The sequence below is a fragment of the Bowmanella yangjiangensis genome, from assembly GCF_017255015.1.
GTDB classification, from domain to species: Bacteria; Pseudomonadota; Gammaproteobacteria; order Enterobacterales; family Alteromonadaceae; genus Bowmanella; species Bowmanella yangjiangensis.
On sequence record NZ_JAFKCS010000003.1, the window covers coordinates 112,776 to 125,697 of the forward strand.

Consider the following 12,922-nt stretch of genomic DNA (forward strand, 5'->3'; position numbering starts at 1 on the left):
TATTGGTGCATGAGCAGAACATCGGCCGACGCAGATAAAAAATGAGGTATGGGTGACAACAGCATTTCCAGAAGGCTTGATCAGCCAATTATCGCTGGCACTGGTGTTGCTGGATAGCGAGCTTAAAGTCAGATATGCCAATCCGGCGGCTGAATCTTTTTTAGAGCAGAGCTTAAACCAGCTACAAGGGCAAGAGCTGCGTAAGTTGTTTTTGCAATCCAGTATCGAAACACAGCGTTTGGTCAATGCCCTGCGCGACCGGGACAGCTTCTCTGACAGTGAAGTTCAGTTAATCTTTGCTGATGGACGTCATTCACTGGCGGATGTCACGGTTTCCAGTATTGAGAAGCAGGGACAACCCTTGTTGTTACTGGAAATCAAAAAAATTGATCATCTTCGCCGCATCAGTCAGGAGAATCAGCAATGGGCACAGCAGCAAGCTGCCCGGGAGCTGGTGCGTGGTCTGGCCCATGAGATTAAAAACCCACTTGGTGGACTGCGCGGTGCCGCTCAGCTGTTAGAGAAGCAGCTCGATGATCCTGAGCTGCGGGAATTTACCGGTCTGATTATTGAGCAAGCGGACCGTTTACGAAATTTGGTGGACAGGCTGCTAGGCCCAAATAAGCCACCCAATTTCCAATGGCATAACCTGCACAAAGTGCTGGAAAAAATCCGCACCCTGTTGAGCCTTGATGAAATTGCCGATGTGCAATTGGTCAGGGATTACGACCCCAGTATCCCCGAACTATGGATAGACGAAGAGAAGATCCAGCAAGCGGTGCTGAATATCGCCCGCAATGCAGTACAGGTGCTGGAAGGCAAAGGGGTTATTCGTTTTATCACCCGCATAGAAAGGCAGGTGACTATCCACGGTAAACGCTATCCTCTGTGCGCACAAATTAAGATTATTGATAACGGCCCGGGTATTCCCGAACGGCTGAAAGATACCTTGTTCTACCCTATGGTGACCGGCAAGCAAGATGGTACAGGGTTGGGGTTATCTATTGCTCAGAACCTGATTGACCATCACCGCGGCAAGATTGAAGTGGAAAGCTGGCCTGGTCATACCGAATTTACTATTTATCTGCCTATTGATAAGAAGGAGCCAAACCTATGAGCGCTGCACCGGTTTGGATTGTAGATGACGACAGTTCGATTCGTTGGGTACTACAAAAGGCCCTGCAAACCGCAGATATTCAGTGTTTCTGCTTCGACAACCCGCAAGACTTATTGCGCCAGCTTGAAGCCGGACAACAGCCAGAAGTGATCGTATCAGACATCCGCATGCCGCAGATGGACGGTATGCAGTTGCTTGAAGAAGTACATCGCCAGTTCGCCAATCTGCCGGTCATTATCATGACCGCCCATTCGGATTTGGACAGCGCGGTTAATGCTTATCAGGGCGGCGCCTTTGAATATCTGCCCAAGCCTTTTGATATTGATGAGGCGGTGAATCTGGTTAAGCGCGCTTTGGCGCACTCCAGAGAACAGCTGCGGTTGCAGCAACGACAAGCGCCACGACTGGAAACCGAGATTATCGGTGAAGCTCCGGCCATGCAGGAAGTGTTCAGGGCCATAGGGCGCTTGTCCCGCTCCAGTATCAGTGTGCTGATTAACGGTGAATCTGGAACGGGGAAAGAACTGGTTGCCAAGGCTTTGCATCGCCACAGCCCTAGGGCCAAGGCGCCATTTATCGCGCTGAATATGGCAGCCATTCCCACCGATTTGATTGAATCAGAACTCTTTGGTCATGAGAAGGGGGCCTTTACTGGTGCACAAAATGCCAGACAAGGGCGTTTTGAGCAGGCAGACGGTGGTACGCTGTTTTTAGACGAGATTGGCGATATGCCGCTGGACGTGCAAACCCGCTTGCTGAGGGTATTGGCTGACGGGCAGTTCTACCGGGTGGGCGGACATAATCCGGTGTCGGTGGACGTGCGCATCATTGCCGCGACTCACCAGAATCTGGAACAGCGCGTTGCTCAGGGTAAGTTTAGGGAAGATTTGTTCCACCGCCTGAACGTAATACGTATCCATATACCCAGGTTAGCTGAGCGGCGAGAAGATATTGCCCCCTTGGCTGAGCATTTTTTGCTTAAGGCCGCCAAAGAACTGGAAGTAGAGGCTAAAACCCTCGGCAAGGATACCGCTAAGATCCTGGCCAACTTGCCCTGGCCGGGGAATGTGCGACAACTTGAAAACTTATGTCGTTGGCTAACGGTGATGGCCAGCGGTAAGGAAGTGATCCCCGCCGATTTGCCGCCGGAGCTGCATCAGCAGCCGTTAATCGCCGAAGCCAGTGTTTCTGCCAACGGTGACTGGCAAAGTTTGCTGGCATCCTGGGCCGACAAACAGTTGCAATCGGGGCAACAGAATATTCTCAATGATGCCGCTGTCAGCTTTGAACGGATTTTGCTGGAAAGAGCCTTGCATTACACCCATGGCCACAAACAGGAAGCGGCACGTAAATTGGGATGGGGACGTAATACCTTAACCCGCAAACTTAAAGAGCTGGGTATCGACTAGTCAAAGTAACGCGGCCTGCTATTCAGGCCGCTTTAGTCAGGGGGTTAATCCTCAATGGGTTCCCAAACGCCAGCATTGATCAGCGGCAAAATGGCCTGGCATAACTGCATTAAGGTTTCGCCTGTCATCGATGAGGGTTTTACCCAACTGGCATGAGCCAGCATGGGCTCAAGATGGGGCAGCAGGTTCTTATTCAGTTGGATATTCAGCTCGCCAAGGTGTAACTGAACCTGCGGGCTGTCACTTTCTAACCATATTCCTTTGAAGTCCAATCGACGCTGCAAGGCGTTGCCGTTTTGCAGGTACTCAAATACCTCGTCCAGTGCGACTTCGGCATCCTCAATAGATTCTTCTTGCGGCCCGCGGCTTAGAAAGCTGCCAAGCCATTGGGTAAATGCTGGCCCTTGCAAACTGGCTTGCAGCAACTCTTGGATTCTCTCCACTTCGCTGCCAAGCACTTCGCCACTAAGCGGTCGCGACTTCAGGTCTGGATCTTGGTAGCGCTGAGTAAGCCCTTCCTGCTGTAGGGCAAAGTCGGCCAGTGATGATAGCAAGTCCTGCTGATTGGGAGCGCGAAAGCCAACGGAATAGTTCAGGCTTGGCTCTATCGCCTCGCCACAGTGCGGAAAACCGGGAGGAATATACAGAATGTCGCCGGGCTCCAATATTGCATCAATAATAGGTTCGAAGGGTTCTACCTGACCAAGCATGGGATGCGGACGGTGTTCTGCGTACTGACCTTTGTTGCCCACCTGCCAGTGACGACGCCCCTTACCCTGGATAATAAACACATCATATTGATCCAGATGCGGGCCAACCCCGGCACCGGGTACTGAGTAGCTCACCATCAGGTCGTCTATGCGCCAGCGTGGAATAAAATTAAAGGCATTTAGCAGTTCGGTGGCTTCGTCCAGATATAGGTCAACACCCTGCACCAGTAGGCTCCATTGACCATGACAATGAGGGGCAAAGTCGTCAAACGGACCCTGCGCAACCTGCCAGTTGTTGCCGTTTCTGGATACGATGCGGGCATCTATGTCGGGCTCCTGAGCCAGCCCCGCCAAGTCATGCTCATCAAGCAAATCAACAAAACCGGGGAAACCGCCACGAATCAGCAGCGGCTGTTTTTGCCAATGTTGTTGTAAGAACTGTTGTGGATTAAATGCGTTAAGTTGGTACATAAATCTCTGCACTATGAGCGGTTGGGCAAGTGAATGGCGCCACTATACCTCTTTTAGTTGGCCAGGTTTGTGAAACCTTGCTGTTGCCATTGTGCTAGCAGAAATTGCCACACAGCTTGTGCGGCTTTGCTGCGTTGGCCCAGGCAAAGCAAATGGATCGGGCTGCTGTCGGGGTGTTGCCAGTCAGTTAACACCGGCACGAGTTTCCCTTCCCGGCATTCTGTGGCAATAAACATGGGGTCAACCATCACAATGCCCAGGCCGGCACAAGCCATATCCACCAGTACCCGGCTGTTGTCTGTTTGTATGGCGGGTTTCACCTCTATGGTTTCGGTATGGCCTGTTGGGTGCTGAAACGGCCAGAAGTTAAAACGGTAGGTGCTGCCCGCGAATACCAGGCATTCATGCTGTTCCAGTTCTGCCGGGCTTAAAGGTGTGCCGTGCATGGCGAGGTAGTCTGGCGACGCAAACCATCCCCAGCGTTTGGTGCCTATCTTGCGGGCTATCAGTGAAGAATCTGGCAGTTGACCTATGCGTATGGCGATATCGACTTTTTGTTCAAGCAAGTCGACGGTACGGTCATCCAGACTCAGTTCCAATTCAATCTCTGGGTAGGTCTGCCGCAGCGCAGCGAGCAAGGGCACCAGAAAACGCTGTCCCATCAAAACACTGGCACTGATCTTCACTTTACCTTTGGGTGAATCCAGTGCTTCTTCCTTCAAGCTGTGCAGGTTATTAAGCACAGCATGCAACTCACCAGTGCCGCTTAGCAGATTACGGCCGATGTCGGTCAGGTGCAGATGCCGGGTAGAGCGTTTTAGTAAAGGCTGACCAACAAATTCCTCTAATTGACGAATCTTCTTACTTACCGATGAGCGTGGCAGGTTCAGTTCATTTGCCGCCGCCTGAAAACTGCCGTGCTCAGCTACCAGATGAAATACATGCAATAGCGGCAAATTTAGGTAAGACATAATTTAATTGTTTCTACTTTGGTATCATTCTGTGTCCATATTGGTGCCTTATTGGCGTCAAAGCAAGTTGGTAATCTAGCTAGCCTTGAATTACCCCATCGCAAAGGAATCACTAATGAGCACTAAGACCATATTAATTACTGGCGGCACCGCTGGCATCGGACGGGCGCTGGCAAAACACCTGCTGGCGCAGGGTAACCGGGTGATTATCACTGGCCGCAACCGTTCCAGAATTGATGAAGCTTGCTCTGCCCTTGGGTGTACAGGCTATGCAGCAGACAGTGCTGATATTGCGCAACTGCAGGCCCTGGCATACGGCTTGCACAAAGAGGGCGTGAAGCTGGACGGTTTGGTGTTAAACGCCGGTGTGTTCTACCCGCAAAGCCTGCTCAATAGCTCGGCAGAGGACTTTGACCTGAGCATGGCGATAAACACCAGGGGGCCATTTATCACCTTACAGCAATTGCAGCCGCTACTGAATAACCCATCCAGTGTGGTGTTTGTCTCGAGCGTCGCGGTCACCCGAGCGTTCGCTGGGGCGGCAGTGTATTCCGCCAGTAAAGCCGCCTTTGAGGCTATTACCAGAGTGGCCAACCTTGAGCTGGCCCCTTTGGGCATTCGCATTAACTCGGTACGCCCTGGCGTTACGGCAACCGAGATTCAGGGCAAAGCTGGGATGACAGAAGAACAGCAAAGTGCATTCTTCGCTACCTTGGAAAGCACCCCTTTAGGCCGTGTTCTGACCCCGGCAGATCAGATTGGCGCCATTGAATTCCTGCTTTCAGAGCATTCACTAGCCATGCGAAATGCTGTACTTGAGGTGGACGGCGGCTACTTACTGTAAGGCAAATGCCTAACCCTGTGCAGCCAGCACAGGGCCTAAAGACTCAATAACTTTTGGCAGGCTTTTGGATACCCAATCGGCGAATGCGTTTAACGTTGCAGTTGACCAGATGCCTGAGCATATAGCGGTACAGCAGCTTTTTCAGGCCGCGTAAGTTACTGCCATACTTGGCATAAAATTCATCCGGCTGGGTGAACAGGCCGAAGTCGTCGGCAATGCCTTCGGCCTGAATATAGGTATTACCGCCGTTAAATTCATTTTGTGGTTTTTGCAGGCAAGTCACAGCTATGCCATAGCCGCTAAAACCTCCGCAGTCACCATAGGCCTGCTGAACCTGGCGTAAAAACGGCTGGTCGATAATAAAGCCTTCAATATCCAGCCACTTGTCGGCCAGTTGCACTTCTACCCAGCTGTGCAAAATGCGTTTGGGCGCTAGCGGCATTAAATAGGCCGGAATCGCCCCACGTTGCAGCGCATTAAAAATACTAAAGCCATGCAGACGGCAAGGAATGCCAAGAGCCCTGAGCAGCGCCATAAATAGGGTGCTCTTGGTATTGCACTGGCCGTAACCGTCTGCCAGCACCTGGCTGGCGGGAATACTGTCATCGGCGTTATAGCCAAACAGGATGTCGTCACGTACAAAGTTGTACACGGCGGCGATTGTGTCCTGAGTGGGCAGGACACGCCAGTGTTTGTCGGATATCAGTTGTTGAATACTGTTGTGGCTGAAATCGAGCAGGCTGGTTTCCTGCAAATAGGCTGTGGTCATTTGCGCCTCCTTGTTGAATTGAAGGCAGAATAGCCCCTATATCGGCGTATAAATTGAATAAACTGGCTAACCTTGCTTTTGAAAGCTCTGCAGTAATTGTTTGCTGGTCATGCCAAAAGTAGCCTTAACAGTACGACTTAAATGGGCACTGTCGCTAAAACCCGCTAGATGGGCTGCTTGGGTAGACGACATTCCTTTCCGAATCGCTTGCATGGCACAAATCAGCCGTCGCCACAGCAGGTAGGGCCGCCAGGCCATGCCCAATTCGGCTTTTACCAGGTGTAAAAAACGGCTTTCAGACAGTGCCAGCCAATCAGCTACCTGACTGGCGCGCCATTGCTCCGGTTTTAAGCATTCACTACCAAAGCAAGCGTCCAGCTTGGCCAATAATTTTTGTAACCTTGGATCCTGGCAAAGATAGGGGTTGTATTGCAAAGCCTCTGTTAGTTTTGGGTAAACATGTAGTTGCTGCAATAGAGTTAGCCAATTGCTTGCATCAATTATCGGCGGGATCGTTGGGGGAAGCTGGCTGATCGCTTCACCCAGCAGACTTTGGGGCTCTGCCAAAATCACCCAGCCATTTGGCATGACCAACTTATGGGGTATGTTGGGGGCAATCACCGCCCCGGCAGATAAAGGCTGACCATCAAGCAAACTGGCTTCACTGGGCAGACAGAGTTGCCATAACGGGTGATGGTGGATGATGGCATCAATCGCCTGACCGTAAGCCACCACCATACCAGGGGCAAACTGCACCATGCTTTGCGGCTTCTCTGTAAGTAACATAAACCCCTGGGGCGGATGAGGATAAGCTAGGTATGCTTAATGACTTTATTACGCAAATAAGCAGATCTTATTCTGGTCAAGATCACGAAAATAAGCTGAAAACCGTCCTGATCGCACGGCGGGCTCACCTTCGCTCTGGCCACCCAATGTCAGCGCTTTTTGGTGTAACCGCTCCACTTCCTGCTTAGCGCCCAAATTCAGCCCCAGCATAGTGCCATTGCCGTTAGTGGCCGGTTCGCCGTTAAAAGGCTCGGCGACGGCAAACATAAAATCGCCGTTTGTCCATAATGTCATGCGTCCCATTGCCTGGCCTTTGTGGACGCCGGTATCTTCAAAAAAGGCATCATAAAAGCCAATGGCTTTAGACATATCGTTGGTGCCAAAGACAAAGTAATTCATTTTCATAGTGCAGTTCCTTTGTTGAGCAGGGCAATGGAAGAAAGAGGAGTTAGCCCTGAAACACATAGCCTTAGCGTTTGGCTAGAACCGCCATTTATATTTCTCTTTGAGTTTTTTGTACAACATAAAGTCATCAGAAAGCGAGTATTGAACCCATCCCTGGCCAAACATTCCAACATAAACACACATGATAAGTAGCAAAGAAAACAGGCCAATGGGAAATACTTTCTCTTTCCACGCAGTGTCTAGAAGTAAGAATATGCCAATGGCAAAAAGGCAGAGTATTGCTCCGAGTAAACACACTGCGCGGCGAAATAACAACCAAGTTGTCGCGACTACATGCTGAGCTTTTGTGACTTCGCGTCTTCGATAAGGTGATACATACCAGCAGAAACCGAGCATGCACACCACTGCGGCTAAAAATATCCATATTTCCATATCTTAGCTCTTACCCTGTCTCGCGGGGTCAATCCGCGGTGCTATAGACAAACATCATAGTAATTGCTGACGCCATCGAGTACATAAAGGCCCCCTGCATAGAACCTGTGCCGACTTGGGTTACAGAGAAAAACATACTGTCGGGGTAAACCTCATGCCCCTGATTTGATAGCACATAGCCTAGTGCAGCGTGAGCTGGACCGAGATTTGCGATGTTCTGCACTGCGTAAATCAACGCGTGCAGACCAATAAAAAGAACCAGCAAGATTTTAAGCATTCGAAGCATCAGTTCCCCCAACCATGCTCTAACTGATTCCAACAGTTAAGCAGTTTCCTGTGTAATTGCTTTCTTCTACGCCCTTCTTTTGAGAATGAAAGGGCTAGGTCAGACCCGGTATCTCAATCTATGGGGGAGATAGGTTCTTGGGGGATGAGTGTATTTGAATATTACTGCGGAATAGGCAAGTTATGGGCTTTTAAGAAACTCAGTTTGTCCCAGTACCCGCGCTGAAAAGTGATTAAGCCCTTTTCCACCTTAAAAAAGCCACAGCCTCTGAGTCCGATAGGGTCTTTCCATTCCAGGATCGCCCAGTCGCCATCTTCGAAGATATTCTCGACTATGCAAACCATCTTGGCATTAGCAAACTCAGCCCTGAACATAGCGCGGATAGCCTCTTTGCCTTCGACCGGCGTGTTGGCTACCTGATGGTTAATAGCGTCACTGGCATAGAATTCGGCAATCTTATCTGCATTGCCTTGATTAAAGGTGTCTACCCACGCACTTACCAGCTGTTTTGGCGTCATCATGTGTCCTTCAATTGTCAGGTCTTAACTTTCGCTTGGACAAACCCGTTATCGAAATCCTAAGTCAGCTATCTGGCTTTTGCCGCTAGCCGAATCTCGCATGCCCTTGGATGGCCTTTTTGGGCCGGATGGCGCACCGCATGCCGGATTAACCATTTCAACTCTTTGGATGCCCCAGTGTTTAACCAGCTCTCGCATAGCGAAAATACTGTGTCGGGATGATCTTTGGCAATATCGCCAAGATGGTTTGCTACGCTACGGCGCACATAAAGCGACTCGTCGTCTTTGAGCAATTCGAGAATCGGCAGGGTCGGACTGGGGTCGGCGATAAATGCGGGTATGCGTTTCCCCCAGGGCAGCTTAGGGCGCGTTCCTTCGGTGCAAAGCCGCCTTATATGTGGGTTAGGATGGGTGACCCATTCAAGGATTTTTGTCAGCGTGCGCCTTTGTTGCCTAATTAAATAAGGACGAATAGCAAATTCGGCAGTAAATCGGGTGGTCAGCGCCTGCATGGCGTCCATCGACAAATCAAAAGGGTCGTGGCCGCCGTTATACTGCGTATCTTGTCCGAACTCTGATATAAAAAAACTATGTGGAAGATAGAAAAAACCAGCCAGCCCAGAAGAGTCGCTGTCGGTCTTTTCCGGGGTTAATGAACCACAAAGGATCGTGATCGCGTCTGTATAGTTTTGTGGCAAAAACTCTTTCAGTGCCAGGGCAATGTGTTGAGCACGTTGCATAAGCTCCAATGGCTCCAGACCCGATTGCGCAAAATCGCAGAAGGCTTTGACCGCAAAATCCCGGTGAACATACTGAATATTCTGCGCCAGGCATTGAATGGCCTGCGGATTAAGTAAAACTTTTAGCGGCGTACCTTTTTGAATGGATGTTGGCGCATCGGGAATAATAGGCGGGCGTAATGTCATTGAATTAACCGAATCCTTAACGTCATTTTTTACAGACAGAGGCTGAACCCGCTCTTTAACTTTGTAACTGTAGGAGGGGGATTCAGCGGGTGTAAAGGGGAGCCTTACTTATGGGGAGTATTTTCCAGTTGTCTTCTTTCCGATGCCAATTTGACTGCCCTGAACATGCACCACAATACAACAGGAACACTGACGATAAACATACCATTGACGATGGCTTCATCTTTTAGAAACGCAAATACAGGTTCGCTATCGTTGGCAAACTTGGCATAAAGCCCCAGGCCGATCATGACCATAGGAATGGCATCAATTATGCCCAGCATCATAAATTCTTTCTCTATTTCTTTAATCCGTTGTTCTTTTGTCACTTGTCTTACTCCATGAAAGTTAATTGGTGTCTGAATATTCATTTAGCCTGGTTGATTTTATTAAATTTTTATGAATTTTTCCTTTTCAATATTTTAATGATACGGTTAATAGTAATTTCAGATAAATTCCATTCATATCCGTTAAAATCAGTTGTGTTTATAAACTGAACTACTACCGCATCCAGATCTTTGTCGTATTTTGCGAGACTCTGGTAGCCGACAACCAAGCCCCCATGCTCGTAGACGTAAGGATAGATTTCCGCTTCTCCTTCTTCAAATACTGAGCCATCGTTTAAGGCTCGCAAGAAGATACCCACGTCCTCTGCTGTAGCTAGCATTCCATAATCGCGAAGTTTAAAATCTTCCTCATATCCGACGTAATACCCACTCATTACATCATCCAGGTTAACTTCGTTTAGTGAAAAATATGTGTTATTCAGTTCTAGGGGGATTAATATTTTTTCTTTAATATATTGATGGTAGCTATATCCTAATACCTCATCCATAATATTTCGAAGTAGTAAATAATTCGTATTGGAATATTGATAACCTTTGTCGGGCTCAAAACTCGGCGGTAAGTCGAGTGCAAAATCAAGGGCTGTATGACTATTTTCCTGTTCGTTTTGCCAATAAGCAGGATTATCTGTGAAATTGGGAATACCTGACCTATGCTGTACCATCATTTTCAAGGTGATTTTTTCTGAATTTACGATTCTACCTTTAAGTTCTGGAAGGTACTCGGTAAGCGGTGCGTCTAGTGATAATCGTTTTTCTTTGACCATTTTGGTTACAGCAACAGCTGTATATAACTTGCTAATACTGGCAATTTTAAATAAAGAATTTGCGTCGGCTGTTTTTTTGTTTTTCCGATCTTTCCAGCCACCGGTGTAGAATGCTGGAGGTTTCCCTGCTTCGTCCACATAAACAATCATGCCATCAAAACCCTGTCCAATGGCCTCATCTACTTGCTCTTGAACTGTATCGGGTAACGGCAAAATCCAAGCCTTTACTAAAATCCATGGCACGAAAAATAGTGAAATGATAGTTCCAACAAGCAATGTGATTCTGATGATTAGTATTTTTCGTTTCGTCGTCATTTCTTTTAGATCCGTGGGATGGTTCTCATAACGAATGATTTGGACTCCCCCTTTGCCGGGGTTATGCCACGCTTACTTGGCAATCATTGAGGAGAACTGTCCATGTCTGATTTCAACTATTTCTATGGCATTGATTTAGCCAAGCTGAGTTTCAGTATCCACGGCCAAGAGCGCTATAGCAAGGTCTTGAATGCATGACCTCCTTGTCCTTTATGATATGCCCATCCATGGGATGCCAGTCCCATTTACAACAAGCATCCTGCCTGTTGCCTTTCAGGCCAGCTAAGGCTGTTCAATTTCACTCCTGATGAAATTGTCGCAAATTCCGGGCGATGCCATCCCAGACGCGTCTTCCACTCAATTTGCTCCCAGCAAATTGCCCGCCTTTTAGCAGCGCCCTGCACCGACTGGGAATATTTAAGCGGGGGTCAAAGCGGCTTGGGCCGCTTAATGGGTGGCAACTGATCAAAGCCTAACGCCCTGCTGGTGAGCAACGCAACTACCAACTCACTGCATAGCACTGTAAACACCAAACCAAATGCATAACAAAAATGCTACGCATTGCGAATCCCTCTCGAGCAGCTTGTTACACGCCTTTTGCACGCATATACTTAATGCGCACTTTAAATGCGCACTGGAGACGGCATGAAAAACTCATACAGCACACAAGCACCAAAGAAGGCGACAAATTTAACTCTAAACAGTGAGTTACTCGCCGAGGCCAAACGCCTCAATATTAATCTTTCAGCCACAATGGAAAAGGCACTTGAAAAAGAAGTAAAACAACGCCTTAAAACTGAATGGCTAGAGCAAAATGCGGAAGCTATTAATGCTTGCAATGAACTTACTGAAAATCACGGGCTATTTTCCGATTCTTACCGAGTATTCTAATGTCTCAATTTTCGCTATACCAAAATAACGATAAAAGCACTTCAACGGCATACCCTTACTTTGTTGATGTTCAAAGTGAGTTACTTAATACATTGAATACTCGATTAGTTATTCCGCTAACACCCGTTGAGTTGTTGGATAAAAAAGCGCCGAATCATTTATGCCCAGTGATCCATATTGATCAAGGTGACTTTGTAATTTTAACTCACCAAATGGCCAGTGTTCCGACCAAGATTTTACGTGAGCCAGTCAATGAGTTAAGTAGTTTTAGAAATGAGATCATTGCAGCTATCGACTTTCTGATTACTGGCATATAACGTCCAAAACAGCGGGGAACCAACTTGCTGGTGATCCGCTGCTTTTGATTGTTATAGCTTTCATTCATAGTGGGTCCACAACCGAAGTACCTTAATGGATTTTTCTTTTTCTAATACTTGGTATACCAACCGATGCTGTATATTGATTCTGCGTGAGTAGGCACCTGCCAAATCACCAACTAATTTTTCATAGGGCGGCGGATTCTGATAGGGGTTTTCTTCAATAATCTGGAGCAATTCCTTGGCCTTATCTTTTAATCCAGAAGAAGCTAGTTTGCGCGCGTCTTTTTGTGCCTGCTTTGTGTAATAAACTTTCCACGTCACCAATCAAGCTCCTGGTCACACTCCCCCAAGTCGGCCTCCATACCTTCGCGGATTGATTCACGCATACCAGGGATCGATACCAGGTGTAATGTCTCGTTTATAGCATTCCAGTCCTCTTCGGACAGGAGCACGGCATTACCTCTTTTTCCTGTAATAACAATAGGTTGGTGACTGGTGGACGCCTCGTCTATCAGTGCATATAGCTTAGAACGGGCTTCTGTAGCATTTAATGTGGTCATGATTCACCTCCAGACCGGAAAGCGTACGCCATATCGTACGCT

18 protein-coding genes are annotated in these 12,922 nt (G+C 48.3%); 5 read left to right on the plus strand and 13 right to left on the minus strand.

The window, feature by feature from the left end:
- Positions 1–52 precede the first annotated feature (52 nt).
- Both glnL and glnG read left to right on the plus strand, forming a co-directional pair.
- The gene (gene glnL, locus J0A65_RS04965) at positions 53–1,117 is read left to right on the plus strand and encodes a nitrogen regulation protein NR(II) (protein WP_206593024.1); all 1,065 of its coding nucleotides are present in this window, start codon (positions 53–55) and stop codon (positions 1,115–1,117) included.
- Complete coding sequence (glnG, locus tag J0A65_RS04970; RefSeq protein WP_206593025.1) at positions 1,114–2,526, plus strand: nitrogen regulation protein NR(I); 1,413 nt, start codon at positions 1,114–1,116, stop codon at positions 2,524–2,526. Before glnL ends, glnG begins: the two co-directional genes overlap by 4 nt.
- 44 nt (positions 2,527–2,570) lie before the next feature.
- Here the strand turns inward: glnG and J0A65_RS04975 are convergent, their stop codons facing one another.
- Positions 2,571–3,707 (minus strand): cupin domain-containing protein, encoded by a 1,137-nt coding sequence (locus tag J0A65_RS04975; protein WP_206593026.1) that lies wholly within the window; start codon positions 3,705–3,707, stop codon positions 2,571–2,573.
- Between the two features lie 53 nt (positions 3,708–3,760).
- Entirely contained in the window at positions 3,761–4,678 is a 918-nt protein-coding gene (locus J0A65_RS04980) for a LysR family transcriptional regulator (protein WP_206593027.1), read from the minus strand.
- A gap of 115 nt (positions 4,679–4,793) precedes the next feature.
- Here J0A65_RS04980 and J0A65_RS04985 point away from each other — a divergent pair, with 115 nt between their 5' ends.
- Positions 4,794–5,522 carry an SDR family NAD(P)-dependent oxidoreductase gene (locus J0A65_RS04985; protein WP_206593028.1) on the plus strand — a complete coding sequence of 243 codons (729 nt, stop codon included), beginning with the start codon at positions 4,794–4,796 and terminating at the stop codon, positions 5,520–5,522.
- Between the two features lie 43 nt (positions 5,523–5,565).
- Here J0A65_RS04985 and J0A65_RS04990 read toward each other — a convergent pair whose 3' ends face one another.
- The 9 genes from J0A65_RS04990 to J0A65_RS05030 all read right to left on the minus strand — a co-directional run bounded on the left by J0A65_RS04990 (position 5,566) and on the right by J0A65_RS05030 (position 11,109).
- Complete coding sequence (locus tag J0A65_RS04990) at positions 5,566–6,291, minus strand: transglutaminase-like domain-containing protein (RefSeq protein WP_206593029.1); 726 nt, start codon at positions 6,289–6,291, stop codon at positions 5,566–5,568.
- Positions 6,292–6,357: 66 nt separating this feature from the next.
- A complete protein-coding gene (locus J0A65_RS04995; protein ID WP_206593030.1) occupies positions 6,358–7,077 on the minus strand; it encodes a helix-turn-helix transcriptional regulator in 720 nt (239 codons plus the stop codon).
- A 48-nt stretch (positions 7,078–7,125) separates the two neighbouring features.
- The gene (locus J0A65_RS05000; protein ID WP_206593031.1) at positions 7,126–7,482 is read right to left on the minus strand and encodes a VOC family protein; all 357 of its coding nucleotides are present in this window, start codon (positions 7,480–7,482) and stop codon (positions 7,126–7,128) included.
- A 75-nt stretch (positions 7,483–7,557) separates the two neighbouring features.
- Positions 7,558–7,914: a hypothetical protein gene (locus J0A65_RS05005; RefSeq protein ID WP_206593032.1), complete on the minus strand. Its 357-nt coding sequence runs from the start codon at positions 7,912–7,914 to the stop codon at positions 7,558–7,560.
- A 28-nt stretch (positions 7,915–7,942) separates the two neighbouring features.
- On the minus strand, positions 7,943–8,200 hold the full coding sequence (locus J0A65_RS05010) for a hypothetical protein (RefSeq protein WP_206593033.1): 258 nt from the start codon (positions 8,198–8,200) through the stop codon (positions 7,943–7,945).
- Between the two features lie 161 nt (positions 8,201–8,361).
- A complete protein-coding gene (locus tag J0A65_RS05015) occupies positions 8,362–8,718 on the minus strand; it encodes a nuclear transport factor 2 family protein (RefSeq protein ID WP_206593034.1) in 357 nt (118 codons plus the stop codon).
- Between the two features lie 68 nt (positions 8,719–8,786).
- Entirely contained in the window at positions 8,787–9,458 is a 672-nt protein-coding gene (locus J0A65_RS05020; RefSeq protein ID WP_232849754.1) for a DNA alkylation repair protein, read from the minus strand.
- Positions 9,459–9,748: 290 nt separating this feature from the next.
- Positions 9,749–10,012, minus strand: a complete 264-nt coding sequence (locus tag J0A65_RS05025; protein WP_206593036.1) for an ATP synthase subunit c family protein — start codon at positions 10,010–10,012, stop codon at positions 9,749–9,751.
- A gap of 68 nt (positions 10,013–10,080) precedes the next feature.
- Positions 10,081–11,109 carry a serine hydrolase domain-containing protein gene (locus J0A65_RS05030; RefSeq protein WP_206593037.1) on the minus strand — a complete coding sequence of 343 codons (1,029 nt, stop codon included), beginning with the start codon at positions 11,107–11,109 and terminating at the stop codon, positions 10,081–10,083.
- Positions 11,110–11,754: 645 nt separating this feature from the next.
- On the opposite strand from J0A65_RS05030, the gene J0A65_RS05035 reads away from it, so the two are divergent.
- Complete coding sequence (locus J0A65_RS05035) at positions 11,755–12,000, plus strand: type II toxin-antitoxin system CcdA family antitoxin (protein ID WP_206593038.1); 246 nt, start codon at positions 11,755–11,757, stop codon at positions 11,998–12,000.
- On the plus strand, positions 12,000–12,317 hold the full coding sequence (locus J0A65_RS05040; protein ID WP_206593039.1) for a CcdB family protein: 318 nt from the start codon (positions 12,000–12,002) through the stop codon (positions 12,315–12,317). Before J0A65_RS05035 ends, J0A65_RS05040 begins: the two co-directional genes overlap by 1 nt.
- Positions 12,318–12,377: 60 nt before the next feature.
- Here J0A65_RS05040 and J0A65_RS05045 read toward each other — a convergent pair whose 3' ends face one another.
- Positions 12,378–12,641 carry a Txe/YoeB family addiction module toxin gene (locus J0A65_RS05045; protein ID WP_206593040.1) on the minus strand — a complete coding sequence of 88 codons (264 nt, stop codon included), beginning with the start codon at positions 12,639–12,641 and terminating at the stop codon, positions 12,378–12,380.
- Complete coding sequence (locus J0A65_RS05050) at positions 12,638–12,880, minus strand: type II toxin-antitoxin system Phd/YefM family antitoxin (protein ID WP_102797579.1); 243 nt, start codon at positions 12,878–12,880, stop codon at positions 12,638–12,640. The genes J0A65_RS05045 and J0A65_RS05050 overlap by 4 nt, the downstream gene beginning before the upstream one ends.
- Between the last annotated feature and the right edge of the window lie 42 nt (positions 12,881–12,922).

Excerpts from the sequence above, each read along its gene's own strand:
- J0A65_RS04975 (WP_206593026.1), bottom strand. The coding sequence starts at position 3,707 with ATGTACCAACTTAACGCATTTAATCCACAACAGTTCTTACAACAACAT.
- J0A65_RS05030 (WP_206593037.1), bottom strand. The coding sequence starts at position 11,109 with ATGACGACGAAACGAAAAATACTAATCATCAGAATCACATTGCTTGTT.
- J0A65_RS04995 (WP_206593030.1), bottom strand. The coding sequence starts at position 7,077 with ATGTTACTTACAGAGAAGCCGCAAAGCATGGTGCAGTTTGCCCCTGGT.
- J0A65_RS05050 (WP_102797579.1), bottom strand. The coding sequence starts at position 12,880 with ATGACCACATTAAATGCTACAGAAGCCCGTTCTAAGCTATATGCACTG.
- J0A65_RS05000 (WP_206593031.1), bottom strand. The coding sequence starts at position 7,482 with ATGAAAATGAATTACTTTGTCTTTGGCACCAACGATATGTCTAAAGCC.
- glnG (WP_206593025.1), top strand. The coding sequence starts at position 1,114 with ATGAGCGCTGCACCGGTTTGGATTGTAGATGACGACAGTTCGATTCGT.
- J0A65_RS05010 (WP_206593033.1), bottom strand. The coding sequence starts at position 8,200 with ATGCTTCGAATGCTTAAAATCTTGCTGGTTCTTTTTATTGGTCTGCAC.
- J0A65_RS05040 (WP_206593039.1), top strand. The coding sequence starts at position 12,000 with ATGTCTCAATTTTCGCTATACCAAAATAACGATAAAAGCACTTCAACG.
- J0A65_RS04985 (WP_206593028.1), top strand. The coding sequence starts at position 4,794 with ATGAGCACTAAGACCATATTAATTACTGGCGGCACCGCTGGCATCGGA.
- J0A65_RS05035 (WP_206593038.1), top strand. The coding sequence starts at position 11,755 with ATGAAAAACTCATACAGCACACAAGCACCAAAGAAGGCGACAAATTTA.
- J0A65_RS04990 (WP_206593029.1), bottom strand. The coding sequence starts at position 6,291 with ATGACCACAGCCTATTTGCAGGAAACCAGCCTGCTCGATTTCAGCCAC.
- J0A65_RS05005 (WP_206593032.1), bottom strand. The coding sequence starts at position 7,914 with ATGGAAATATGGATATTTTTAGCCGCAGTGGTGTGCATGCTCGGTTTC.
- J0A65_RS05020 (WP_232849754.1), bottom strand. The coding sequence starts at position 9,458 with ATGCAACGTGCTCAACACATTGCCCTGGCACTGAAAGAGTTTTTGCCA.
- J0A65_RS04980 (WP_206593027.1), bottom strand. The coding sequence starts at position 4,678 with ATGTCTTACCTAAATTTGCCGCTATTGCATGTATTTCATCTGGTAGCT.
- J0A65_RS05015 (WP_206593034.1), bottom strand. The coding sequence starts at position 8,718 with ATGACGCCAAAACAGCTGGTAAGTGCGTGGGTAGACACCTTTAATCAA.